At 67.9% G+C, this 21384-nt stretch carries 21 protein-coding genes; 10 read left to right on the forward strand and 11 right to left on the reverse strand.

The window, feature by feature from the left end; genetic code table 11:
- Positions 1 to 451 precede the first annotated feature (451 nt).
- Entirely contained in the window at positions 452 to 1168 is a 717-nt protein-coding gene (locus tag ACQP2T_RS46345; protein ID WP_433511205.1) for a GntR family transcriptional regulator, read from the forward strand.
- Positions 1169 to 1799: 631 nt separating this feature from the next.
- Here ACQP2T_RS46345 and ACQP2T_RS46350 read toward each other — a convergent pair.
- Positions 1800 to 3002 (reverse strand): SMI1/KNR4 family protein, encoded by a 1203-nt coding sequence (locus tag ACQP2T_RS46350; RefSeq protein WP_433511206.1) that lies wholly within the window; start codon positions 3000 to 3002, stop codon positions 1800 to 1802.
- Between the two features lie 546 nt (positions 3003 to 3548).
- Here ACQP2T_RS46350 and ACQP2T_RS46355 point away from each other — a divergent pair.
- The 4 genes from ACQP2T_RS46355 (at position 3549) to ACQP2T_RS46370 (ending at position 8161) form a co-directional block, all read left to right on the forward strand.
- A complete protein-coding gene (locus ACQP2T_RS46355; protein WP_433511207.1) occupies positions 3549 to 4364 on the forward strand; it encodes an alpha/beta fold hydrolase in 816 nt (271 codons plus the stop codon).
- A gap of 224 nt (positions 4365 to 4588) precedes the next feature.
- Positions 4589 to 5245 carry a JAB domain-containing protein gene (locus ACQP2T_RS46360; protein ID WP_433511208.1) on the forward strand — a complete coding sequence of 219 codons (657 nt, stop codon included), beginning with the start codon at positions 4589 to 4591 and terminating at the stop codon, positions 5243 to 5245.
- Between the two features lie 1922 nt (positions 5246 to 7167).
- Entirely contained in the window at positions 7168 to 7644 is a 477-nt protein-coding gene (locus ACQP2T_RS46365; RefSeq protein WP_433511209.1) for a GntR family transcriptional regulator, read from the forward strand.
- Between the two features lie 40 nt (positions 7645 to 7684).
- Positions 7685 to 8161, forward strand: a complete 477-nt coding sequence (locus ACQP2T_RS46370; protein ID WP_433511210.1) for a GntR family transcriptional regulator — start codon at positions 7685 to 7687, stop codon at positions 8159 to 8161.
- 137 nt (positions 8162 to 8298) lie between these two features.
- On the opposite strand, the gene ACQP2T_RS46375 is transcribed toward ACQP2T_RS46370, so the two are convergent.
- From ACQP2T_RS46375 to ACQP2T_RS46385, 3 genes are all read right to left on the reverse strand, one after another.
- A complete protein-coding gene (locus ACQP2T_RS46375) occupies positions 8299 to 8697 on the reverse strand; it encodes an ASCH domain-containing protein (protein ID WP_433511211.1) in 399 nt (132 codons plus the stop codon).
- Between the two features lie 85 nt (positions 8698 to 8782).
- On the reverse strand, positions 8783 to 9805 hold the full coding sequence (locus ACQP2T_RS46380) for a hypothetical protein (protein WP_433511212.1): 1023 nt from the start codon (positions 9803 to 9805) through the stop codon (positions 8783 to 8785).
- Positions 9806 to 10050: 245 nt separating this feature from the next.
- Positions 10051 to 10935: a DMT family transporter gene (locus ACQP2T_RS46385; protein ID WP_433511213.1), complete on the reverse strand. Its 885-nt coding sequence runs from the start codon at positions 10933 to 10935 to the stop codon at positions 10051 to 10053.
- 40 nt (positions 10936 to 10975) lie between these two features.
- Between ACQP2T_RS46385 and ACQP2T_RS46390 the strand changes: the two genes are divergently transcribed.
- A complete protein-coding gene (locus ACQP2T_RS46390; RefSeq protein ID WP_433511214.1) occupies positions 10976 to 12373 on the forward strand; it encodes a PLP-dependent aminotransferase family protein in 1398 nt (465 codons plus the stop codon).
- Between the two features lie 48 nt (positions 12374 to 12421).
- On the opposite strand, the gene ACQP2T_RS46395 is transcribed toward ACQP2T_RS46390, so the two are convergent.
- The gene (locus ACQP2T_RS46395) at positions 12422 to 12727 is read right to left on the reverse strand and encodes a hypothetical protein (RefSeq protein WP_433511215.1); all 306 of its coding nucleotides are present in this window, start codon (positions 12725 to 12727) and stop codon (positions 12422 to 12424) included.
- A gap of 44 nt (positions 12728 to 12771) precedes the next feature.
- Between ACQP2T_RS46395 and ACQP2T_RS46400 the strand changes: the two genes are divergently transcribed.
- From ACQP2T_RS46400 to ACQP2T_RS46410, 3 genes are read left to right on the forward strand one after another with little or no spacing between them, the layout of a single operon-like run.
- Entirely contained in the window at positions 12772 to 13290 is a 519-nt protein-coding gene (locus ACQP2T_RS46400; protein WP_433511216.1) for a CGNR zinc finger domain-containing protein, read from the forward strand.
- A 44-nt stretch (positions 13291 to 13334) separates the two neighbouring features.
- Positions 13335 to 13943 carry a GNAT family N-acetyltransferase gene (locus ACQP2T_RS46405; protein WP_357946807.1) on the forward strand — a complete coding sequence of 203 codons (609 nt, stop codon included), beginning with the start codon at positions 13335 to 13337 and terminating at the stop codon, positions 13941 to 13943.
- A 13-nt stretch (positions 13944 to 13956) separates the two neighbouring features.
- Positions 13957 to 14832 carry a 1,4-dihydroxy-2-naphthoate polyprenyltransferase gene (locus ACQP2T_RS46410; RefSeq protein WP_433511217.1) on the forward strand — a complete coding sequence of 292 codons (876 nt, stop codon included), beginning with the start codon at positions 13957 to 13959 and terminating at the stop codon, positions 14830 to 14832.
- A 54-nt stretch (positions 14833 to 14886) separates the two neighbouring features.
- On the opposite strand, the gene ACQP2T_RS46415 is transcribed toward ACQP2T_RS46410, so the two are convergent.
- The gene (locus tag ACQP2T_RS46415) at positions 14887 to 15108 is read right to left on the reverse strand and encodes a S1 RNA-binding domain-containing protein (protein ID WP_433511218.1); all 222 of its coding nucleotides are present in this window, start codon (positions 15106 to 15108) and stop codon (positions 14887 to 14889) included.
- Positions 15109 to 15256: 148 nt separating this feature from the next.
- Complete coding sequence (locus tag ACQP2T_RS46420; protein WP_433511219.1) at positions 15257 to 15628, reverse strand: VOC family protein; 372 nt, start codon at positions 15626 to 15628, stop codon at positions 15257 to 15259.
- Positions 15629 to 15712: 84 nt separating this feature from the next.
- On the opposite strand from ACQP2T_RS46420, the gene ACQP2T_RS46425 reads away from it, so the two are divergent.
- Positions 15713 to 16177 carry a MarR family winged helix-turn-helix transcriptional regulator gene (locus ACQP2T_RS46425; protein ID WP_433511220.1) on the forward strand — a complete coding sequence of 155 codons (465 nt, stop codon included), beginning with the start codon at positions 15713 to 15715 and terminating at the stop codon, positions 16175 to 16177.
- Between the two features lie 65 nt (positions 16178 to 16242).
- Here ACQP2T_RS46425 and ACQP2T_RS46430 read toward each other — a convergent pair whose 3' ends face one another.
- The 4 genes from ACQP2T_RS46430 to ACQP2T_RS46445 form a co-directional block, all read right to left on the reverse strand.
- Entirely contained in the window at positions 16243 to 16728 is a 486-nt protein-coding gene (locus ACQP2T_RS46430) for a GNAT family N-acetyltransferase (protein WP_433511221.1), read from the reverse strand.
- Between the two features lie 137 nt (positions 16729 to 16865).
- Positions 16866 to 17603 carry a 4-hydroxy-tetrahydrodipicolinate reductase gene (dapB, locus tag ACQP2T_RS46435; protein WP_433511222.1) on the reverse strand — a complete coding sequence of 246 codons (738 nt, stop codon included), beginning with the start codon at positions 17601 to 17603 and terminating at the stop codon, positions 16866 to 16868.
- Between the two features lie 101 nt (positions 17604 to 17704).
- Entirely contained in the window at positions 17705 to 19015 is a 1311-nt protein-coding gene (locus ACQP2T_RS46440) for a M16 family metallopeptidase (RefSeq protein ID WP_433511223.1), read from the reverse strand.
- Entirely contained in the window at positions 19012 to 21357 is a 2346-nt protein-coding gene (locus tag ACQP2T_RS46445) for a polyribonucleotide nucleotidyltransferase (protein WP_433511224.1), read from the reverse strand. Before ACQP2T_RS46445 ends, ACQP2T_RS46440 begins: the two co-directional genes overlap by 4 nt.
- Between the last annotated feature and the right edge of the window lie 27 nt (positions 21358 to 21384).

Consider the following 21384-nt stretch of genomic DNA (forward strand, 5'->3'; position numbering starts at 1 on the left):
CCTGGCGTGCCCTCCCGGCCACCGGACGGCCCTCTGAGCCGAGTCGCGAGTCCGGCACCGGATCACCGACTCGCCGCTCGCAGTGAACACTGGATTCCACACGGAGCCACGTGCCTGCCGTACGACCGCAGCTCGACATGCCGTGCACAGACGCCATGACCTCTGCCGACATGTCGTACATATCCGGCGAACCACCACCGTCGAGGAGCACCGTCGGCGCGAGCGACTTCGCGCCACGCATGGGAAGAGGCCGCCGATATGTGCTCGGGGGTACACACATCGACGACCTCTACCGAAGAATCGGTCGCTCTTACATCGGCGTTACAGGGTTTCTTTGATAATTTTCTGCCGCCGCAAAGTTGGGGCTCCAAGTGACCTCGATGACGGTCGGTTACCTGTCGAATACGGCAACATAGGGCAACGCCTCACACGAACCCCCAGGGATGGACTAGTGGCCACCTCAGATCCGGTCTACCTGCGTGTCGTCGAAGACATTCGGCGGCAGATCACCGACGGCACCCTTCCCCCCGGTGCACCCATTCCCTCACGGGCGCAACTGACCCGCAAGTACCAGGTCGGCGAGACCGCAGCCCGCCACGCCCTGCGCGTGCTGGCGAGCGAAGGACTCATCATCGGCCGCGTGGGATCGGGTCATTACGTCAGAGAACGCCCAGACCTTTCCCCATTGCACCGATGGCGCTTCCTCGATCATCCTGCGCCGTTCGCCGCCGACCTGCAGTCCCAGGGTCGGCGCGTGACCTGGGATTGGCACAGCGAACCCGCCGAAGCTGGACCCGACATCGCCAGACGGCTGCGGCTCGACGAATCGACCACCCTGACGAGGACGCACTACGTCTTCCGCGGCGATGGCCGGCCGCTCCAGCTCGCCACCTCGTACGAGCCTCTGGAGTTCGCCGCCCACACGGAGGAGGAACGGCGCAGCTTGGTCGCCAGGGTGTACGCGCACGGGATAAAGATCACGGAGGTAGTCGAAAGCGTACACACCCGCGTGCCCCGCCCCGCGGAGAGCGACGCCCTCGATCTGCCCGCGGGCATCCACGTCCTGCACGTGGAACGCACCCATTGGGCAGGCGACCGCCCGGTGGAGACCAGCGACATCATTATCCCGGGAGACCGCTTCCGGATCATGTACAGCATGCCTGTTTGACCGAATCTGAGAGCTCCGGGCCGATACCCGCCTCTTCGGCCTGGAGCTCAGCCGGATGACCACCGGGCTTACCTTTCGTGGCGGCACCGGCCGACCCGTCGGCACAGCGTCGACGGCTCACCACCGGAGCCCATGCTCCTGGCGCGCGGCGCGGCTGATCGCGCCCCCAAAGCGGTGGAATTCCGATGACCTTCGCGAGCGGCGAGGGCATCGAGCAGTGATCACCTGGTGCAGCTCGATGATCAGCTCCAGCATCGGCAACCCGATGGCGCCCCACCGGTCGTGCGCCTGTGAGATGTTGGCGATCCCCGGAGTAGGCGATGAACCCTATAAGGCGATCATCGAGATCAACGGAACGTGATCTGGACGACGCCATAGATCTTCCACCCAAGGACGCAATTCCATCACGCGCTGGAACGTCATCCCAGACGGCGTTCCCCCTCCCCCGCTCGGCCGCATACGGCCTGGTCAGCGCCGTTCCTCCTCCCCTGCCCGGCCCTAAACGGCCTGCTCGGCGGCGTTCCACAGAAAACCTGGTTCAGGGCTGGAAGGAGCCAGAACACGGGCCGCGATTTCTCACGAGCGGCCGCGGAACGCGTCGTCCTGGGCGCCCCATGTGTTGCCCCGTGGGCTATGCCACGGGGCCGAGATCTCCTTCGAGGACGGTCTGGATGATCTGGGGCCGGTCCCAGAGGGCCAGGATTTCGTTTGCGATGTCCACGATGGGCAGGGGGTCCTGGATGCCGTGCACCACGATGGCGGCGGCCGACAAGCTGCGTGGTACGGCTCCGGCGTCGAGCAGGACGCGCCACTCTTCCGGGCCGAGCTCCAGGAACTCCAGTCTGGTGAGCTTGGTGATCTCTAGGGGGTCGGCCAGCGTGCCGGGGTAGGCAGTAAGGGTGCGCAGGCGGGGCAGCCCGGTGACGGGGGCAAGGCTGAACGGTGCACCGTGCCACACCCCGATGGACAGGACTTCCAAGCCGGGGTGCGCGGCGGCCTGGATGCTCTCCAAGCTTGCGATGTTGACCCATGCCACGGCTGGTGGCTGCTGCTCGTGCGGACTGCCGGGCTCTACGCCGGGCTGGCCCAGCACCAGGTCGGTGAGGGAACCGGCAACGAGCGCGGCGCCGGCGTTCTCCTCGTGGGAGAGCATGATGACCTGTCCCATGTGTCCGCGGGGGCCGGGTGTCAGATCGACGGCCAGCCGGTCTCCGCCGCCATTGTCGCCGAAGGCGATCCAGCCGGGTGAGCCGACGAGGCCCTGCACCATGGCGTCCGGCGGGGTAACGACCGCCTCCATCGCCGCGAACTCCCAGCGGCAGTGGCGGGACGACGCATCGGCGATGTACAGGCCGTCGAGGTCGAAAAGCTCAAAGCCGACCGCTGCATATTCACGTTCCGCTGCCTCGTAGTCGTTGCCCAAGTCCTCCCACCGTGCCCGTGTCACCCGGTAGAGCACCTTGAGCTCATCGGGCAGCGTGACGCCGAGGCGCGCTTCAGCGTCGGCGATCTCCTCCTCCGTCGCGCCGATGGCGTGCGGCAACCGCTCGCGCAGCGTCCGCTCAAGCAACTCCAGGTCCGCTGAAGGGGCCGGAACTGCCCCGGGCACCGGATCAGGGAGACGGTGCCAGGGCTCGGGAAGGGAGCCGTCGACCAGGATGAGCGCCCCCGGGTGCGGGCTGCCGATGCCGGGTTCCACGGCCGGGCTGGGCCCGAGCAGGCGGAGCGTGGTCTTCCCGGTCGGTTGAATCTCCGCCGTGAACGAGATGTCGTCGACTCCGGCGTCCGCGAGCGCGCTCTGCACCCGCTCCACCGCGTCGAACTTCTCCTGCATGTCCTCCACCTGGGCGGCACGGCCCGGCGGCCGCATCCGTCGCTTCAGGGCCAGACTCGAGCTATGCCGGCCAATACGTCCCGTCACACGGACAGACCGGGCAGCATGCCTCTGCGGGTGGTCGGCCAGCAGGAGCCGCAGCACGGGCTCCCAGGTCACGAAGTCGAGTATGGATGCCACGGGGGGCCTCTGATCAACCATGCGCAGACCGTACGTGGAACCACTGACATCCGAAGTCACCGGGTCCCGCACTGTCAGGGGCCAACAACGCCACTCAGCGTGGCCAACCAAAACGCTCGCAGGCCAGCTGTAGAACGCTCAGTCACAAATCCCCAGACTGATCACGACTCGATACGCGCCCCGATCGAGGCTCCACCACTCACGGACCACCACCCGAACCGGCGAGCGCCTTTGTCCAGCGCCGCCACATGAGCTTCGGCTCGAAACAACATCAAGCTAAGGGGCCTCACCTGGAAGTCTCTCGGGGGTTGGCTTTCGGATGTGATGCACCAGCCCACTGAGGACGGCTTACTAGCATGAGTAGGCATGGAGCTTACGGAGCGATTCGAGTGGCATGGGAGGCAGATCGCCTGGGGACGCGCGGGTGCCGGTCCGGCCGTGGTGTTCTGTCATGGCACGCCGTTCTCGTCGGTGTTGTGGCAGCCGTTCGCGGAGGCCTTGAGCCGCGACTTCACCATCTACTTGTGGGACATGCCCGGATATGGCCAGTCCTCCAAGCACGCCGATCATCCCGTGGATTTCGGCGCGCAGGCCGATGCGTTCGCGGCGCTGCTCGCGCACTGGGGGCTGGACCGGCCACATGTGATCGCCCACGACTTCGGCGGCGCCGTATCTCTGCGCACGCACCTGATCCTGGGCGTCGATTACGCCTCCCTCATGCTCGTCGACGTCGTGGCCATCCCGCCCAGCGGCTCGCCTTTCTTCAAGTTCGTGCAAGATCATCCTGACGTACTGCCGCAGCTACCGGCCTACATCCATACCGCCATCGTCCGCGCCTACATTCAGGGCGCGAGCCACCGCGGCCTGCGCGACGACGACCTCGGCGCCCTGGTGCAACCGTGGACGGGAGAGGAAGGCCAGCCCGCCTTCTACCGGCAGATCGCCCACTATGACGAACGCTTCCTCGAAGAGAACGAGGAACAGTTGGGCCGCATCAGCATCCCCGTACGGATCCTGTGGGGCAACAGCGACGCGTGGATCCCCACCGATATCGCCCGACGACTGCACAGCCTGATCCCCACCGCCGACCTTTCGCTGATCGACGCCGCCGGCCATCTGGTCCACCATGACGCGCCCGTCCCACTCATGGACGAAATCCGCGCATGGCTCACCGTCCGCTGAGGCTCCGCACGCGGGCGCGATCTGGCTTGTGAAAGGGCCGGCGTACGAGGTCGCGATCACCCTTACGGACTGATCGCATCGCATCTGAGAGTCAACTCCGGGCGAGACCGCCAAGTCAGCCCGATTGGAGCTCAAAAGACGTTCCCCGCGACCTTCCAGGCGATCCCTCCTGGCCAGGCCAAGGTTGTCAGTGCTCGTTGATACAACCATTCTGGAGGTTGCGGATGCGAGTCAAAGACCTGCCCATGCGTGAGCGGCCACGCGAGCGGCTGATGGCAAGCGGGGCCACGGCGCTGGCCGACCGGGAGCTGCTGGCCGTGCTCCTCGGTTCCGGTTTTCGAGGGGCGAGCGCGATGGATCTGGCAGCCCAGGTGATCGCGCACTGCGGCGATCTTGACGGGCTGGCCCGATCCGAGCCGCACCGCCTGCTCGCCGTGCCTGGCGTCGGGCCCGCCAAGGCGGCGCGGGTGGCGGCGGCTTTCCATCTCGTACGGCGAGCGCAGACAGATCCTGAGCGAACCAAGATCAGCAGCACTTCCGACCTGGCGACGGTCGTCGCTCCGCTGCTCCGCGGCCACTCCCGGGAGCGGTTGGTCGTGCTGGCCTGCGACGTTCGGGGGGCCGTGCTGCGCCGAGTGGTGTTGACCGAGGGTGGCTCCGACCACACGACGGTGCCGATTCGGGACATCATCACTGCGGTGCTCACGGCTGGTGGGGCGGCATTCGGGATCGCGCACAACCATCCGAGCGGCTCTCTCGATCCGAGCGAAGCGGACCTGCTGGCCACGGCGCGTCTCGCCGAGGCTGCGAAGACGGTCGGGCTGCAATTCCTCGATCACTTGATCGTCACGGAAACGGCATGGCGTCGGGTGCCCTTCTGACCGTCACGGAGAGTGGTCCGGGACCAGGCCACTCTCCGTCCGCCCTGATGGGCACCGCCCCCGAGCCGACCACCAAACCCGTACCACCGGGACCTCAAGCCCGACCCGACCGCCGCCGAGGTGGTGTCCCACCCAGTGGTGGATCACGATCTCGTTGTACGTTTCCCCCATAGGCGAACAGGGCTGGGCGGGTGAAAACTTGCACCGCTCTGCGGGACATCGTCCGGACCCCCGCCGAACCCCAGGCGCGCCCCAGATGGCCGAATCCCAACCGCCCGGCCCTTCCCCCAAGCACCAGATCGTCGGGGCCAGCGCAAACCAGACCGCCGGATGCCGAGCCCGACGCGGGCCCGACATGGCTAAAGGCTTCACTGCCTCCCACTGCCATAAGGATCAGCCGGCCGCGGCTGGGTGGTGTCCCGCTGTGGTGGATCCACGATGTCTGGCCTCTACAAGGGACGAACTGAGCCGAGTGGCCGAGAAACTACACCACTCCTTGGGACGTCATTTCTGGCGGCCGCCCCGCCTGCGCATTCGCTCGACGCGCTCTCCTGCCTCGCCGAGCCTTTATGCGGCGTTCTGAGCACCCCTAAGGGTGCTGATCCACCGCAAGCCCAGCGAAAGGCATGTTTGCGTTGATAGCTCTGAAGGCAAGGCTTCCCTCAGCAGAGCGTGAGACGCTACCTCTGCGAGCAGGTCGACTTGACGTGAGTCGGCCAACCGCTCGCACCAGCGTGGTCCCGTGCCTCCCGGAGGGCATGGGACCACGTCTACCCGCTACTGGGTCCGTCCACAACGCGCGCCAGCGCAGTAACACCGTGGACGGTCGGACTCCCTGCGCGGTCTACCCAGTAGCGGGCGTGTGGGAAAGGCTCAGCATCCCCCGCGCGGGTTCTCGGAGCGTCGGCGAACTGCGATCACCGGCGATCAGGGAACCCGTAGTGCACGAAGACTCTCTGAAATCGCAGCCGCTCGACTGTAGAGGGCGGCTGCCTCGTCGCTGGCCCCGTATCAGACGCGGGATGCGGGGCCAGCGCGACCCAGTCGATGACGCCCCTCCAAGTGGCAGCAACGATCAGACACTGGGCTGCGCCATCGTGTGACGGCCAAAGGAAAATGCCGGAAGCCTTCCCAGAAGGACACGTTCATGATGGCTCTTCCCCAGTCGGACCTAACCGACCCGGGTCAACCCCCTCAGTGCGGACAGCGGGAGCTTCACATGCAAGGTCCCGTGGATACGCGTCGGCCCGGATAGCGAAACCGCGGCGTTCCGCGAGCGGCCGCTCGAACATGTCGCCTTCCGCAACTCCAGCGAAATGGCCCACCAGAAGGTCGTCGCAGGTCCCAGCCGCGGAAAGGGGACCTGCGCGAACGGGTGGGGCCCCGGCAGAACGCGGAGCTCTTGGGATGACGTCTGCCGGGAGAACGGACAGGCTGAGCGCGCCCGGTCACGGATGTCGCACAGCCGAGCGAGAAGACACCCGAGGATGCTCCGACGGCGTCTCGCGATCATCGAGCGTCTCCCCACAGCAACAGAGACCACAGGATGTCCGTTTGAGAGGCGTTCGTTCGGACGCTCTCCTCCACCACCACTCGCCCACCCTTTCTCGTCGTCCTGCGGATGTAACGCTGACCGCCTGCCTGACACAGCTCGTAGAACACCGGCTGGCAATCACAGGTGTGGCCCCGCACACGCATCCGCTCAGCACAGGGCCCCACTGGATCCCAGTCGATGCGTATGCAGTCGTCGTGAGCCGCCTCAACGTGACGCCCAATGCAGCCGCCGTACAACTTTCGCTCTGCGCGAGCCATGCCTGCATCTTATGTCTAGTTGTATCACTCTGACTAGTCAGAACGTTCGAGACCTCTATTTAGACCGATGGATATGGGATGGGTCGTACCTCTTCGCCTATCTTGCGTATGTGCTCGACTACGATGGAGACACCCATCCCTACCTTCAGATCGCCGAGATCCTCCGCCACAGACTCTCCGGTCTCGCCTCGGGGCAACCCATGCCGAGCGAGGCCGACATCCAGGCCGAGTTCGGAGTCGCCAGGACCACCGCCAGACGAGCGATTCATGTGCTCCGCGAAAAGGGCCTCATTTACACCGTCCAAGGCGAGGGAACCTTCGTCGGCGCCCCGAATGAGGCGCCGCGCCAGCAGCGCAAAGTCCCGCTTTATCAGCAGATAGCAACAGACGTAACGGAACAGATAAAGGCAGGCAAGTATCTGCCGCGACGTCCGATCCCTGGCGAAACAGCGCTCCTTCAGCAATACGACTGCGCCCGCGAGACCGTACGGCGGGCCATGGCGCTTCTTCGTGAGCGTGGCTGGATTTACACGGTTGCCCAGCGTGGCAGTTACGTGTCGCCCAAAGAGTCGTGGCCCGAGAACTGAAGTTGCTCGACCGCTGCATAGAGACATCTAGAATGTAGGCATGATCGATCGTGAAGGACCTACTCCGATCTATATGCAGGTCGCCGACATTCTCCACGATCGAATCCGCAAGGGCGAACTGCTGGCCGGACAGGCTCTGCCGAGCGAGGCTGCGATGGAGGCAGAGTTCTACATCGGCAGGACGACGGCACGTAGAGTCGCCCGAGAGTTGCGCCACCGTCAGGTGGCCCACACGGTGTCGGGCGAGGGCACATTCGTGGGCACGACTGGAGGTCTGCGGCAAAGACGAAAGACACCGGTTTTCGAAGATATCGCGGATGACATCGTCAAGCGAATCCGCAGCGGTGAGTTTCGACCCAACCGGGCGATATTCAGCGAAAAGACGTTGATGCGGCGCTACGGGGTCGCCAAGGTCACAGCCCGAAGCGCGGTCGAGTCCCTGCGGAAGCGAGGCTGGGTATTCACCGTTCCTTATCGAGGCACATATGTGGTCGCCCAGGAAGACTGGCCGGAATAGCCGAAAATTCCCAGGCGCCCCCTTCGCCCCGCAAGCACTTCCAAGCAGTTCAATGGTGCTGCTTCGCGGCAAGGGTGACCAGCCCACGAGTACGCGGCGAGGGTGACCGGCCTACGAGCACCCCGAAGAGCGCTCGCCTAGGGCGTAACGAGGCGGAAGGTCAGGCAGACAACCGTCGACGAGTCGGTCACCTCGCGCCCGAGACCGGCCCAGTACCGTGCATGAACCTCACGCCAGTGCTCGACAGAGCGGTACCCCTCCCCCTCCGCCTGCGCGAACTCAAAGCTCACCGCCCCGAACGGCACCTGCTCCACCCCCACCACCTCAAGCAGAGCCGCCCGTGAGCCCTCATCGTCCACGAGCACCAGGCGCTCGCCGACATGTTCCAGTGGCTCATCCTCGGCTTCGTAGTCGAGCTCCAGCAGACCCGCCGTGGCCGTCTTGGCGCCGGACAGGACCAGATCGGTCAGCCAGGTGCGTTGCTCGCCAGGCATACCGAGTTCGACCACGCGGAACCCATCGATGCGTCCCCACATGGCACGGATCGTACGTCTGAAACGGATGGACGTCGCTGCGCGCCACGACGGCGCGCTCGGCGCCGTGCTCAGAAGACCGGGATGCTCAGAAGACCGGGATGATCTCCTCGGGATCGATGAAGTCGACCTGTACGCCCTCCAGGTCGAGTTCGGGGATGGCGGGGAAGGCGATGCCCCAGCGTTCGACGATGGCGCGGATGCGGGCCATGGCGAGCCGCCAGTTCTCCGCCTGCTCCTCATACGACAGCACACCCAGCCCAGCCTCCCGAGCGTGGTCCATCAAGACACGGTGATTGGCCAGGAAGTACGGCGGCAGCTCCCAGAAGCCCTCCGGCGGCTCCCAGAGGATCATGGACAGGAAGACGAAGCCGGCTCGGAGTTGGCGGGTGATGAGGGCGCGGGTCTCGTCGGTCAGGCCGGGCCACTCGTTCTCCAGAATGACCATGCAAATCTGGAGATGTCGGGACTCGTCGCGGCCGATGCGCTGGAACATCTCGCCGAAGACGGGATGCTCGGTGCCCGAGGCCATGCCCCTGAACAGGGTAGAGGCGGCCATCTCGCCCATCATGAAGCTGGTGAAGAGCACGGGCAGCGTGTACTTGCCCACGGCCACGTTGTAGCCGGTCCAGTAGCGGCCGCCGTTGTGATAGAGCCAGCCGATGTTGTTGTGGGCGGCCTTCTCCAGGTCGTCGGACGGGGTCCAGTCGAGGGGGCCGCCGGGCCAGAGCTTGGCGATGGTCCGCTGGCAGCACTCCTCGTGGTTCATCTCGTCGCGGGTGATCGAGAAGAAGCACTTCCGGACCGGATCCTCCTCGTGCTTCTCGAACGCCTGGATGGTGGCGCGGGCGAACACCGCCGGCCCCGAGGCGTCGAAGTTGGCCAGCACGGCGAACCAGTACATGATCCCGAGACGCTGCTCACGGGTGAAGTCGTCCGGGTTCAGCCCGTCCCAGGGCAGGTCGGCCGGGTTCCAGATCGTCCGTTTGGATTTCTCGTAGATCGCCGCGAGCTTGGCCGTCTCGACCCGCCACTCCATCGGGTAGATGTTCGGCTGCGGGATCTCCGGAGCCGGCCAGAAGCCGCCTTCGGGAATGGTGAGGTCTGCCATGTGTGACACCTCCGCCTCCTATCCTGCGGGGCGGCGTCATGTCTTTCAAGTACGCCCTCCTGCCGTGCGGGGTTGTGCCATGGCGGGCAAACAAGCATGGCATTCACACAGGTACGGGCTCATCGGGCGACGGCCACACGAACGTCACCCGCCTTCGACTACGGGGCGAGTCGGGCGACGGCCCCCACACGCCACCGCCCTCAACCACGAGCGCATCCGGCGACAGCCCCCGCACATCACCGCCTTCAAGTGCGTGCGCGTTGAGTGACAGCCACACAGACGAGTACGGCCACCGCGGCCACCACAGTGGCCGGCCCGTACCTCTCCCCCAGCAGGAACCACGCCCAGGTGAGCGTCAACAGCGGCTGCGTGAGCTGCGTCTGCCCCGCCCTGGCGATGCCGCCCCTGGCCAGACCGGCGTACCAAGGGACGAACCCGAGGAACATCGAGATCACCCCCACGTACGCGAACCCGGCCAGAGCCTCGGGGGATGGGTGGACGGGGGTGGTGAGAAAAAGTACAGCCGTCACCGGGACCGTGAGCGGCAAAGAGAGGACGAGAGCGTAGGAGATGACCTGCCAGCCGGGAGTCTCGCGGGAGAGCCGGGCGCCTTCGGTGTAGCCGACGGCCGCCGAGACCAGGGCGCCGAGCAGGAGGACGTCGGGCCAGGCGGCCGTGCCCTGCCCACGGGTGAGGGTGAAGGCGGTGATGGCGATGGCGCCTGCCGCACAGGCCACCCAGAAGAGAGGGCGCGGCCGCTCGCCGGCGCGCACGACCGCGCAGACGGCCGTGGCGGCCGGGAGCAGGCCGATGACCACGGCGGAGTGGGCGGTGGTGGCGCCGAGGTCCAGCGCCAGGCCGCTGAAGACGGGGAACCCGAAGACCACGCCGAGCGAGATCGCCCCGTAGGAGCGCCACTGGTGGCGGGGCGGGAGCAGGGGAAGACGGGCGGCTTTGAGGCAGATGAGCGCTATGACGCCGGCGATCACGGCCCGGCCGATGGCGACCAGCCACGGGTCGAAGCCGCGCATCGCGTAGGCGGTGGCGGGAAAGGAGCCGGAAAAAGCGAGAACGCCGAGGAAGGCGAGGAGAGTACCCCGGCCTCGTGGAGACCCCGGGGAAGCGACCACCGCTACTCTGTCGCCAACGATAGCGCTATTCTTATCCGTCATGGAACAGGATAGCAGTATCGCCCAAATCACCGCGATCCTGCGCCAAGAGCTCAGCCGTCTGCGGCCGGGAGACCGTCTCCCCTCCTCCAGAGAGCTCATGCGCCGCCACAACGTCAGCCCGGTGACGGTCTCGCGGGCCATCGGGCAACTGGCGGCCGAGGGCCGGGTCGTCACCAAGCCGGGCATCGGGGCGTTCATCGCCCAACTGCCCGCAAAACCCAACGAGCCGCCGGACTTCTCCTGGCAGACCGTCGCCCTGGGCGATCGGGTGGTCGATGAAAGCCCGGTGACCGGGCTGCTGACTCCGCCGCCCGAGGGGGTCATCCCGCTCACCGGCGGCTACCTCAACCCCGGCCTCAGGCCCGACAAGCAGCTGGCCGCCGCGGCGGGGCGGGCGGTGCGCAGGCCGGGGGCGTGGGCGATGCCGCCACTGAGCGGGCTGGCGGAGCTGCGCAGGTGGTTCGCGACACAGGCCGGGGGCGACGTGACCGCGGCCGACGCGCTGATCGTCAGTGGCGGCCAGGCCGCGCTCACGCACGCCTTCAGGGCGCTGGCCGCCCCGGGCACGCCGGTCCTGGTCGAGACGCCGACCTATCCGGGCGCGCTGGCCGCGGCAAGGGCGGCGGGGCTGCGGGCGACGGCCGTGCCGATGGACCGGGACGGCGTACGGCCCGATCTGCTGGCCGAGGCGTTCGCTGTCACCGGCGCGCGGGTGTTCCTCTGCCAGCCCACCCTGCAGAACCCGACCGGCGCCACCCTCACCCACGAGCGCCGGGAACAGGTGCTCCAGGTGGCCAGGGCGGCGGGCGCGTTCGTGATCGAGGACGACTACGCGCGTTACCTCAGCGACCGGACGCCGCCGCCCATGGTGTCGATGGACGCGCACGGCACGGTCGTCTACATCTGCTCGCTCACCAAGATCCTGTCACCGAGCGCGCGGGTCGCGGCCGTCATCGCGCGCGGCCCGGCCTCCCACAGGCTGCGGGCCAGCCAGCTGGTGGAGTCGTTCTTCGTGGCGCGTCCGCTGCAGGAGACCGTGCTGGAGTTCGTCGAGTCGCCCGGTTGGCGCCGGCATCTGGCGAACGTACGGAGCGAGATCCTGGTCCGCCGCGACACGCTCGCCGCCGAGCTGGCCGCGCGGCTGCCCACCGCCGAGTTGCATCTGCTGCCGAAGGGCGGCATGCACCTGTGGGTACGGCTGCCACCGGAAACCGACGAGAACGCCCTGGTCGAAGCCGCGAAACGCAACGGCGTGCTGGTGAGCCCCGGCAGGATCCATTACCCGTCGGAGCCGCCGGGACCCCGCCTGCGCGTCACGCACATCGCGGCCGCCCATCTGGCGGAGCTCGCGGAGGGGGTGCGGCGGCTGGCGCAGGCGTTGGCGAACACCTCGTAGCGCTCCACTGGCGCAGGCGCTGGCGACACCTCGTAATGCTCCACTCGCTCAGGCGCTGGCGAACACCTCGTAGTGCTCCACGGTCCGCTCCCTGTCGACCAGGAACGCGTCATCCTCCGGATAGAAGACCGCCACGCCCGGATCGTCGCCGGCGAACGCCCTGATCGCCTCCCACGACTCCCACAGCGAGATCAGGAAGAACTCGGTCATGTCCCCGCTGGCGCGCCTGGTGAAGTAGGCGCCGCGGTTGCCCGGCGTCTCGGTGTAGCCGGGAAATCCGGTGCGCAGGAGGTAGTCCTCGTAGGCCGCGGCATCGGACTCCCGGGTCCAGCCCCGCCAGGTGCGAACGATCATGCGCCCCATGATGGCGCAACCTGCTATTGCCGTACAGTGGTGACATGCTGGCGCCCGCGGAGCTCGTGCGCGACTTCGTGAACACGTACGCTCTCGATTGCGATGCCGACGAGCTGGCCTCACCCGCCGAGCTGGCCATCTGGCTCCGGGAGCGGGGTCTGATCGGCCCGCGCGACCGCGCGACCGACGAGGACCTCGCCGCCGCGCTCACTCTGCGGGAAGTCCTGCGGATGGGGTTAAGACGCGAAACTCCGGAGATGCCCGGACTGCTGGCCTTTCCGCTGCTGGTACGCGTCGGCGCCACGCCGGATCTGATCCCCGTCGAGGACGGCGTCCGAGGCGGTCTGGCCAGGATCGCCGCCGCCGTGACGGATCAGTCGTGGCACCGGCTGAAGGTCTGCGCCGAGAGCATGTGCCAGTGGGCGTTCATCGACTCCTCGAAGAACCGATCACGCTCGTGGTGTTCCATGCGGGTATGCGGCAACCGCACCAAAACGCGCGCCTACCGGGCGAGGAAGCAGGGTTCGCGTCATCTCCAAGGCTCAAACACCGATACGGTGTAACTCGTGCCTTGTGGCATGGACGGCAGGCGAAGGAGCGGGCCGAGATGGCAGACGTAGGCGTCCGGGCGGCCCGGCGCGAGGATGTGCTCCAGGTTGCGAATACTCAGATCCGCGCCTGGCGCTACGGCTATCGGGAGTTCCTCCCCGAGGGGCCGCTCGAGCAGATGACGGGGGCCGCGGCGGAGAAGATGTGGCTGCGGCAGTGGGACGAGGCGATCGTCGCCCCGCCCACACCCATGCACCGGGTGCTGGTGGCGGTGGAGACCATCCTCGACACCGAGGGCTTCCCGGCTCTAGGCGTGGGCGGTAGCGCCGCCCTGGCCACGCCGCGCGGCGGTGAGCGGGTGGTCGGCCTGGCCTCACACGCCCCCGCCGAAGACCCCGACCTCGACCCGACCATCGTCGCCGAGATGCTGACCCTGCTGGTCGATCCCGACTTCGTCCGGCGCGGGCATGGCAGCCGGCTGCTCAACGCCACCGTCGATCACCTGCGGGAGGACGGTTTCCGGCAGATCGTCACCTGGGTGTTCGCCGACAACTACGCGGTGCTGGGCTTCCTGGAGTCGGCCGGCTGGGGCGAGGACATGGCCGAGCGCGTGCTCGACATGGGGCGTCCCATCCGCATGGTCAGGCTCACCACCGACATCAGCTAGAGGATTCGTCGATATGGCAACCCCCGGCCAGTGGATCGCCGGCGCACGTCCCCGCACCCTGCCCAACGCCATCGTGCCCGTCATGGTCGGCACCGGCGTGGCGATCGGCGAGGACGGCTTCGTCTGGTGGCGCGCGATCGTCGCGCTGCTCGTGGCGCTGTCGCTGCAGATCGGCGTCAACTACGCCAACGACTACAGCGACGGCATCCGCGGCACCGATGACCAGCGGGTCGGCCCGATGCGCCTGGTCGGCTCGCGGGTGGCCACGCCGCCGCAGGTGCTCGCGGCCGCGCTCGGCTGCTTCGGCGTCGCCGCGGTGCTCGGGCTGATCCTGGTCCTGGCCACTCGCGCGTGGTGGGTCCTGCTCGTGGGCGCCGCCGCGATCGCCGCCGCCTGGTTCTACACCGGCGGCAAGTCTCCGTACGGCTACCGCGCGCTCGGCGAGGTCGCGGTGTTCACCTTCTTCGGCATCGTGCCCGTGGTCGGCACCGCGTACGTGCAGGCCGAGCACCTGTCCTGGGCCGCTCTGGTGGCCTCGATCCCCGTCGGGCTCCTGTCGTGCTCCATGCTCGTCGTGAACAACCTGCGCGACGTGGCGACCGACGGCGAGTCCGGCAAGCGGACGCTGGCGGTCGTGCTGGGCGCGGCGCGCACTCGTACGCTGTACGCGACGTGCCTGATCGTGCCGTTCGTGATCGCCCTGGCCATGATCCTGGTCGCCCCGCTGGCCGCGGCGGCCGTGCTCGCCGCGCCGCTGGCCATCGCGCCGGTCAAGACGGTCCTGAACGGCGCCGTCGGCCCGGCGCTGATCGGCGTCCTGCAGCAGACCGGCAAGCTGCAGCTGGCGTACGGCCTGCTGCTCACCCTCGGCCTCGCGATCACCCTGTAGGCGGTTACGGCGACGTGCGAGGGCCGGTAAGAGCCCCCGCACGCGCCATCAGCCTCAGCTCGCGGTGAGTCTCAGCCGCCGGTTGTCATGGTCGACCTCGTCGATCCGTACCGAGACGCTCGACCCGACCTGTCGCTGATCCCGCTCGACGAGCAGCCCGTGGATGCCGTCGGCGACCTCTATGAAGGCGCCGAACGGAAAGACACTGACTACGCGCCCGTCGAGCACGTCACCGACGGCGTGCCGCGTGGTGAAGCCTTCCCAAGCACTGGACATGCGATCACCTCCTTCCTCTGCGATCTCCGCTTGGGGAACGCGAGAGGCGGCGGGCCACGGGCCCGCCCGGTGATCAAGGCGTGACCGGGCGCCCCGTCTCGTCATGGCACTTGGCCGACCCGGCAGTCACGGTCGCCACCCTACTCCGCTAGGGGACGGCCGTGAACAGCTCGTAACTGTGACCGTTGGGATCGCGCACGTAGACGCCACGTCCGCCGCCGAGGTGGTTGATCCTGCCGTCCCAGCCGTGGCCCGGGCCGGAGCCGTACGAGATCGACGGGGACTCCTGGAGGCGGCGCAGCACCGCGTCGAAGGTGTCGTCGTCGATCAGGAACGCGTAGTGGCCCGGCTGGACCTGGTGCCGGTCGTCGAAATCGAACGCCAGGTCGTCGTTGACCCTGACGGGCACGAACGGACCGGACGGCTCGGAGAGCGGCAGCCCGAGCAGGTCGGCGAGGAACGTGGCGGCGGCCGTCTTGTCGGCCGCCGGGACGATCAGGTGGTTCAGGACGATGGACATGTCGCTTCCCTCACGAGAGACAATATATGCGATTCGCACACACTATATGTGCATATCGCATCCATCCGGGGGTACAGTGTGGACATGAACGCGCACGGCGTTACCCCCGCTGACGGCGACGGCGGTCCCGCGCTCTTCCGGCTGGTGCGCTTCTGGTCGCGCCGGTGGATCAACAGCGCCTCGGAGGAGCAGACCGGGGAGACTCGCCACGTGCAGCACATCCTGGCCGTGGAGGCCGTCGACACCGGCAACGACGCCACCGAGGAGGCCACTGTCGGCACCGTGGCCCACCAGCTCGGCCTCGACCACTCCGGGGCCAGCCGCATCGTCAAGGACGCCACCAAGGCGGGCTACCTGACCCGTGCCTCCTCCGAATTTGACCGCCGGCGCGCGTCACTGCAGCTCACCGCGCATGGCGAGAATCTCCTGGCGGGCTCGCGCCAGTGGCAGCGCCGCGCCTTCGACGAGCTCACCGTGGGGTGGGACGACTACGACCGCCGCCAGTTCGCCTCGTACCTGAAGCGGCTGGCCGACGAGCTCGGCGTCTAACCTGCCACCATTTGGCCTACGACGGCACTTGTCACGGCTCCTGGCACGACTTAAGCCGCTACGGCTTAAGCTGCCACGACCGTCCGCATGACCACGCGCGGCGCCACCTCGATGCCCAGCTCGCGTTCGTGCTCGACCAGCGCCCGCAGCTCCGGCCCCCACTCCCCCTCGGGCAGCACGGAGAAGCCGTGCCGCGCGTACCAGGGCGCGTTCCACGGCACGTCCCGATAGGTCGTCAGCGTCACCGCGGGCGCGCCGCTCGCGGTCGCGTGGTCGCGCACCGCCGCGACCAGCCGCCCGCCGATCCCCTGCCGCATCCACGACGGGTGTACGGCCAGCTGGTCCAGGTGCAGGTTGCCGTCGACCCAACCGATCAGCGCGAACCCGGCAGGCGGCTCCCCTTCGACCAGCACTGCGGACGGATCCGTGACCTCTTCGATCATGGTCGTGCCCGGCGGGAAGACGATCCCCACCTGCTCGAACAGCCCGTCGGCCGCCAGCTCCACATCGACCAGTCCGGGCAGCTCCCCCGGCTCGACCCATCGCGCCATGCCGACACGGTCTCATGTTCGGCCTGCTCGCGCCCCTGGATATTAATGTGGTGGGCACAGGCTCGGCTGTGCGGTGCCGGGATCCCCTCCTCACGTCGTGCCCATGACCCGGGTCAGGTCGTGGGCATGACGTATGTTCAGAGGTCGAGCAACCGCTCCAGGCCAACGGTCAGGCCGGGCAGCTCGCGCACCCGGCGCACACCGAGCAGCACGCCCGGGGTGAACGACGAGCGGCTCATGGTGTCGTGCCTGATCGTGAGGATCTCCCCGTCGCCGCCCAGCAGCACCTCCTGGTGGGCGATCAGCCCGCTCAGGCGTACGGCGTGGACGTGGACCCCGCCGACGTCGGCGCCGCGCGCTCCGTCGAGCTCGGCGGAGGTGGCGTCGGGCATCGGGCCCATCCCGGCCTTGGCGCGCGCCTCCGCGACCAGCTCGGCCGTGCGGCGGGCGGTGCCGGACGGCGCGTCGGCCTTGTTGGGGTGGTGCAGCTCGACGATCTCGACGGAGTCGAAGTGCTTGGCCGCCATCTGGGCGAAGTGCATCATGAGCACGGCGGCGATGCCGAAGTTGGGGGCGATCAGGCAGTTGGTGCCGGGGAACTTGGCCAGCCACCCGCGCACGGTGTCGAGCCGCTCGGCGCCGAAGCCGGTGGTGCCGACCACCGGATGGATCCCGTGGGCAATCGCCCATTCGAGGTTGCCCATGACGACGTCGGGATGGGTGAAGTCGACGACCACCTCGGCGCCCTGGAGCCCTTCGATGGCGTCGTCCTTGTCGAGCGCCGCCACCAGCTCCAGATCGGGGGCCGCCTCTACCGCCTTGCACACCTCGACGCCCACGCGACCGCGCGCGCCCAGCACACCTACCTTAATCACAGGTCAACCCTATACCTGCCGAGGCGCGTGGGCCCTCCGGGAAGGGAGGCCCCACGCGCCTCAGCAAGGCAGCGGCCCCGCGAAACAGCGAGGCAGTGTCATCAGGCGATGGCGCTGGAGAAGTCCTTGTCGCCGTACGGACCGATCACGGCGAGCGTGAGCGGCCGGTTGAGGACGTCGGCCGCGACCTCGGCGATCTCGTCCGGAGTGACGGCCTCGATCCTGGCCAGCACCTCGTCCACGGACAGCAGCTCGTCGTAGACCAGCTCGTTCTTCCCGATCCGCGACATGCGTGAGCCGGTGTCCTCCAGGCCGAGCACCAGCCCGCCCCGCATCTGCCCCTTGCCGCGCATGATCTCGTCGGCGTCGAGGCCGTCGTCGACCACCCTGACGACCTCGTCACGGCAGATCTTGAGCACGTCGTCGATCTTCGACGGCAGGCAGCCCACGTAGATGCCGAACTGGCCGGTGTCGGCATAGGCCGAGGTGTAGCTGTAGGCGGAGTAGGCCAGCCCGCGCTTCTCCCTGATCTCCTGGAAGAGCCGGGACGACATGCCGCCGCCGAGCGCCGCGTTGAGCACGCCGAGGGCGAAGCGCCGGTCGTCCGTACGGGACATGCCGGTCGTACCGAGCACCAGGTTGGCCTGTTCGGTAGGACGGTCGAGCACCTTGACCCCCGACCGCGTCCGGGCGCCCGGCCCGCTCGTGCGGGGCGGCTCGGCCTCCAGCGGTCCGCCGAGCACGCCCGCCCGCTCGTAGGCGCGCACGACCAGCTCGACGACGTCCTCGTGCCGGATGTTGCCGGCGACGGAGACGACCGTGCGGCGCGGCTCGTAGTGGTGCTGGTAGTAGTCGGCGATCCGGTCGCGGGGGAGCTCGTTGATCGACTCGACCGTGCCGAGGATGGGCCGCCCGATCGGCGAGTCTCCGTAGAGCGCCGCCGCGAACTGCTCGTGCACGACATCGGACGGGTCGTCGTCGTGCATGGCGATCTCTTCGAGGATCACCCCGCGTTCGGACTCGACGTCGTCGGGGGTGATCAGCGAGCTGGTCACCACGTCGGCGAGCACGTCGACCGCGACCGGCAGGTCCTCGTCGAGCACCCGGGCGTAGTAGCAGGTGTATTCCTTGGCGGTGAAGGCGTTGATCTCCCCGCCGATGCCCTCGATGGACGCCGAGATCTCCATGGTGTCGCGCGTGGGCGTGCCCTTGAAGAGCAGGTGTTCGAGGAAGTGGGTGGCTCCCATGTGCCGGGAGTCCTCATCACGCGAGCCGATGCCGACCCACATGCCGACCGCGACACTACGCACGGTCGGCATGGTCTCGGTCACCACGCGCAGCCCACCGGGAAGGACGGTGCGCCTTACCACCCCGGCCCCGTCACGGCCGGGGTGCAGCGTGGTGGTTCTCACGAGTTGCGGTCGTCTCCATCGGCACCGTCGGCGCGGGGCGCCCGCACCCGGGTGCGGGTACGGCGGGGACGGTCGTCGCGCGGCTTGTCGTCCGAGGCGGCCGCGGCCGGAGCCTCGGCACCGGAGCCGTCGGCGGAGTCGCCCTCGGCCTTGGCGGCCTTCTCGGCGGCCTCCTTCTCGATCACCTCGACCGGCACCAGGGACAGCTTGCCCCGGCCGTCGATCTCGGCGATCTCGACCTGGACCTTCTCGCCGACGCTCATGACGTCTTCCACGTTCTCGATGCGCTTGCCGCCGTGCAGCTTGCGGATCTGGGAGACGTGGAGCAGGCCGTCCTTGCCGGGCATCAGCGAGACGAACGCGCCGAAGGCGGCGATCTTCACGACCGTGCCCAGGTAGCGCTCGCCGACCTCCGGCATGTGCGGGTTGGCGATGCCGTTGATCACCGTGCGGGCGGCCTCGGCCGACGGGCCGTCGGTGGCACCGATGTAGATGGTGCCGTCGTCCTCGATGGTGATCTCGGCGCCCGTGTCGTCCTGGATCTGGTTGATCATCTTGCCCTTCGGGCCGATGACTTCGCCGATCTTGTCCACGGGGACCTTGATGGTGATGATGCGCGGTGCGGTCGGGTTCATCTCCGCCGGAGAGTCGATCGCCTCCTGCATCACGTCGAGGATGGCCAGGCGGGCGCCCTTGGCCTGCTTCAGCGCGGCGGCCAGCACGGAGGCGGGGATGCCGTCGAGCTTGGTGTCGAGCTGGAGCGCGGTGATGACGTCCTTGGTGCCGGCGACCTTGAAGTCCATGTCGCCCATGGCGTCCTCGGCGCCGAGGATGTCGGTCAGCGTGACGTACTGGTCACCCTCGCCGATCAGGCCCATCGCGATGCCCGCGACCATCTCGCGCAGCGGCACACCGGCGTCGAGCAGCGCCATCGTGGAGGCGCAGACCGAGCCCATCGAGGTGGAGCCGTTGGAGCTCAGCGCCTCCGAGACCTGGCGGATGGCGTAAGGGAACTCCTCACGCGACGGCAGGACGGGGATCAGCGCCCGCTCGGCCAGCGCGCCGTGACCGATCTCCCGGCGCTTGGGCGAGCCCACGCGGCCGGTCTCACCGGTGGAGTAGGGCGGGAAGTTGTAGTTGTGCATGTAGCGCTTGGTCCGCTCGGGGTTGAGCGTGTCGATGACCTGCTCCATGCGCAGCATGTTGAGGGTCGTGATGCCCAGGATCTGGGTCTCACCACGCTCGAACAGCGCCGAGCCGTGCACCCGCGGCACCACGTGGACCTCGGCGGACAGCGCGCGGATGTCCTTGGTGCCGCGGCCGTCGATGCGCAGGCCCTCCTTGATGACCCGCTCGCGCATGAGCTTCTTCATCACCGAGCGGAAGGCGGCGGAGATCTCCTTCTCGCGGCCCTCGAACTCGGGGAGCAGCTTCTCGACGGCCAGCGCCTTGACCTTGTCGAGCTCGGTCTCGCGCTCCTTCTTGCCGGCGATGGTCAGCGCGGCGGCCAGCTCGGTCTTGACCGCGCTCTCCAGGGCGGCGTAGACGTCCTCCTGGTAGTCGAGGAAGACGGCGTACTCGGCGGTCTCCTTCGCCGCGACCTGCGCGACCCGCGACTGCGCCTCGCACAGCACCTTGATGAACGGCTTGGCGGCCTCAAGGCCCTGCGCGATCGTCTCCTCGTTGGGCGCGACGGCGCCCTCGGCGATCAGCTTCAGCGTGTCCTTGGTGGACTCGGCCTCGACCATCATGATCGCGACATCGCCGTCGGCGAGCACCCGCCCGGCCACGACCATGTCGAACGTGGCGCGCTCGAGCTCGTGGTGAGTCGGGAAGGCGACCCACTGGCCGTCGATCAGCGCGACGCGGACGCCGCCGATCGGGCCGGAGAAGGGCAGCCCGGCGAGCTGGGTGGACAGCGAGGCGGCGTTGATGGCGACCACGTCGTAGAGGTGGTCGGGGTTGAGGGACATGACCGTGGCGACGACCTGGACCTCGTTGCGCAGCCCCTTGACGAACGACGGGCGCAGCGGCCGGTCGATCAGGCGGCAGGTGAGGATGGCGTCCTCGGAGGGACGGCCCTCACGGCGGAAGAACGAGCCGGGGATGCGCCCCGCGGCGTACATGCGCTCCTCGACGTCCACTGTCAGCGGGAAGAAGTCGAGGTTTTCCTTGGGCGACTTCGAGGCGGTGGTCGCGGACAGGACCATCGTGTCGTTGTCGAGATAGGCGACGGCGGAACCCGCCGCCTGGCGCGCCAGACGACCGGTCTCGAACCGGATCGTGCGTGTGCCGAATGAGCCGTTGTCTATGACGGCTTCAGCGGTGTGGACACCCTCCACGGGGGACCTCCTTGGTCAGTCAGTCTC

The sequence above is a fragment of the Nonomuraea sp. CA-143628 genome, assembly GCF_050942315.1.
Taxonomy (GTDB): domain Bacteria; phylum Actinomycetota; class Actinomycetes; order Streptosporangiales; family Streptosporangiaceae; genus Nonomuraea.

Coding starts and splice junctions, on each gene's coding strand:
- ACQP2T_RS46350 (WP_433511206.1), bottom strand. CDS start 3,002: ATGCAGGAGAAGTTCGACGCGGTGGAGCGGGTGCAGAGCGCGCTCGCG.
- ACQP2T_RS46355 (WP_433511207.1), top strand. CDS start 3,549: ATGGAGCTTACGGAGCGATTCGAGTGGCATGGGAGGCAGATCGCCTGG.
- ACQP2T_RS46360 (WP_433511208.1), top strand. CDS start 4,589: ATGCGAGTCAAAGACCTGCCCATGCGTGAGCGGCCACGCGAGCGGCTG.
- ACQP2T_RS46370 (WP_433511210.1), top strand. CDS start 7,685: ATGATCGATCGTGAAGGACCTACTCCGATCTATATGCAGGTCGCCGAC.
- ACQP2T_RS46375 (WP_433511211.1), bottom strand. CDS start 8,697: ATGTGGGGACGCATCGATGGGTTCCGCGTGGTCGAACTCGGTATGCCT.
- ACQP2T_RS46380 (WP_433511212.1), bottom strand. CDS start 9,805: ATGGCAGACCTCACCATTCCCGAAGGCGGCTTCTGGCCGGCTCCGGAG.
- ACQP2T_RS46390 (WP_433511214.1), top strand. CDS start 10,976: ATGGAACAGGATAGCAGTATCGCCCAAATCACCGCGATCCTGCGCCAA.
- ACQP2T_RS46395 (WP_433511215.1), bottom strand. CDS start 12,727: ATGATCGTTCGCACCTGGCGGGGCTGGACCCGGGAGTCCGATGCCGCG.
- ACQP2T_RS46400 (WP_433511216.1), top strand. CDS start 12,772: ATGCTGGCGCCCGCGGAGCTCGTGCGCGACTTCGTGAACACGTACGCT.
- ACQP2T_RS46405 (WP_357946807.1), top strand. CDS start 13,335: ATGGCAGACGTAGGCGTCCGGGCGGCCCGGCGCGAGGATGTGCTCCAG.
- ACQP2T_RS46410 (WP_433511217.1), top strand. CDS start 13,957: ATGGCAACCCCCGGCCAGTGGATCGCCGGCGCACGTCCCCGCACCCTG.
- ACQP2T_RS46415 (WP_433511218.1), bottom strand. CDS start 15,108: ATGTCCAGTGCTTGGGAAGGCTTCACCACGCGGCACGCCGTCGGTGAC.
- ACQP2T_RS46420 (WP_433511219.1), bottom strand. CDS start 15,628: ATGTCCATCGTCCTGAACCACCTGATCGTCCCGGCGGCCGACAAGACG.
- ACQP2T_RS46425 (WP_433511220.1), top strand. CDS start 15,713: ATGAACGCGCACGGCGTTACCCCCGCTGACGGCGACGGCGGTCCCGCG.
- ACQP2T_RS46430 (WP_433511221.1), bottom strand. CDS start 16,728: ATGGCGCGATGGGTCGAGCCGGGGGAGCTGCCCGGACTGGTCGATGTG.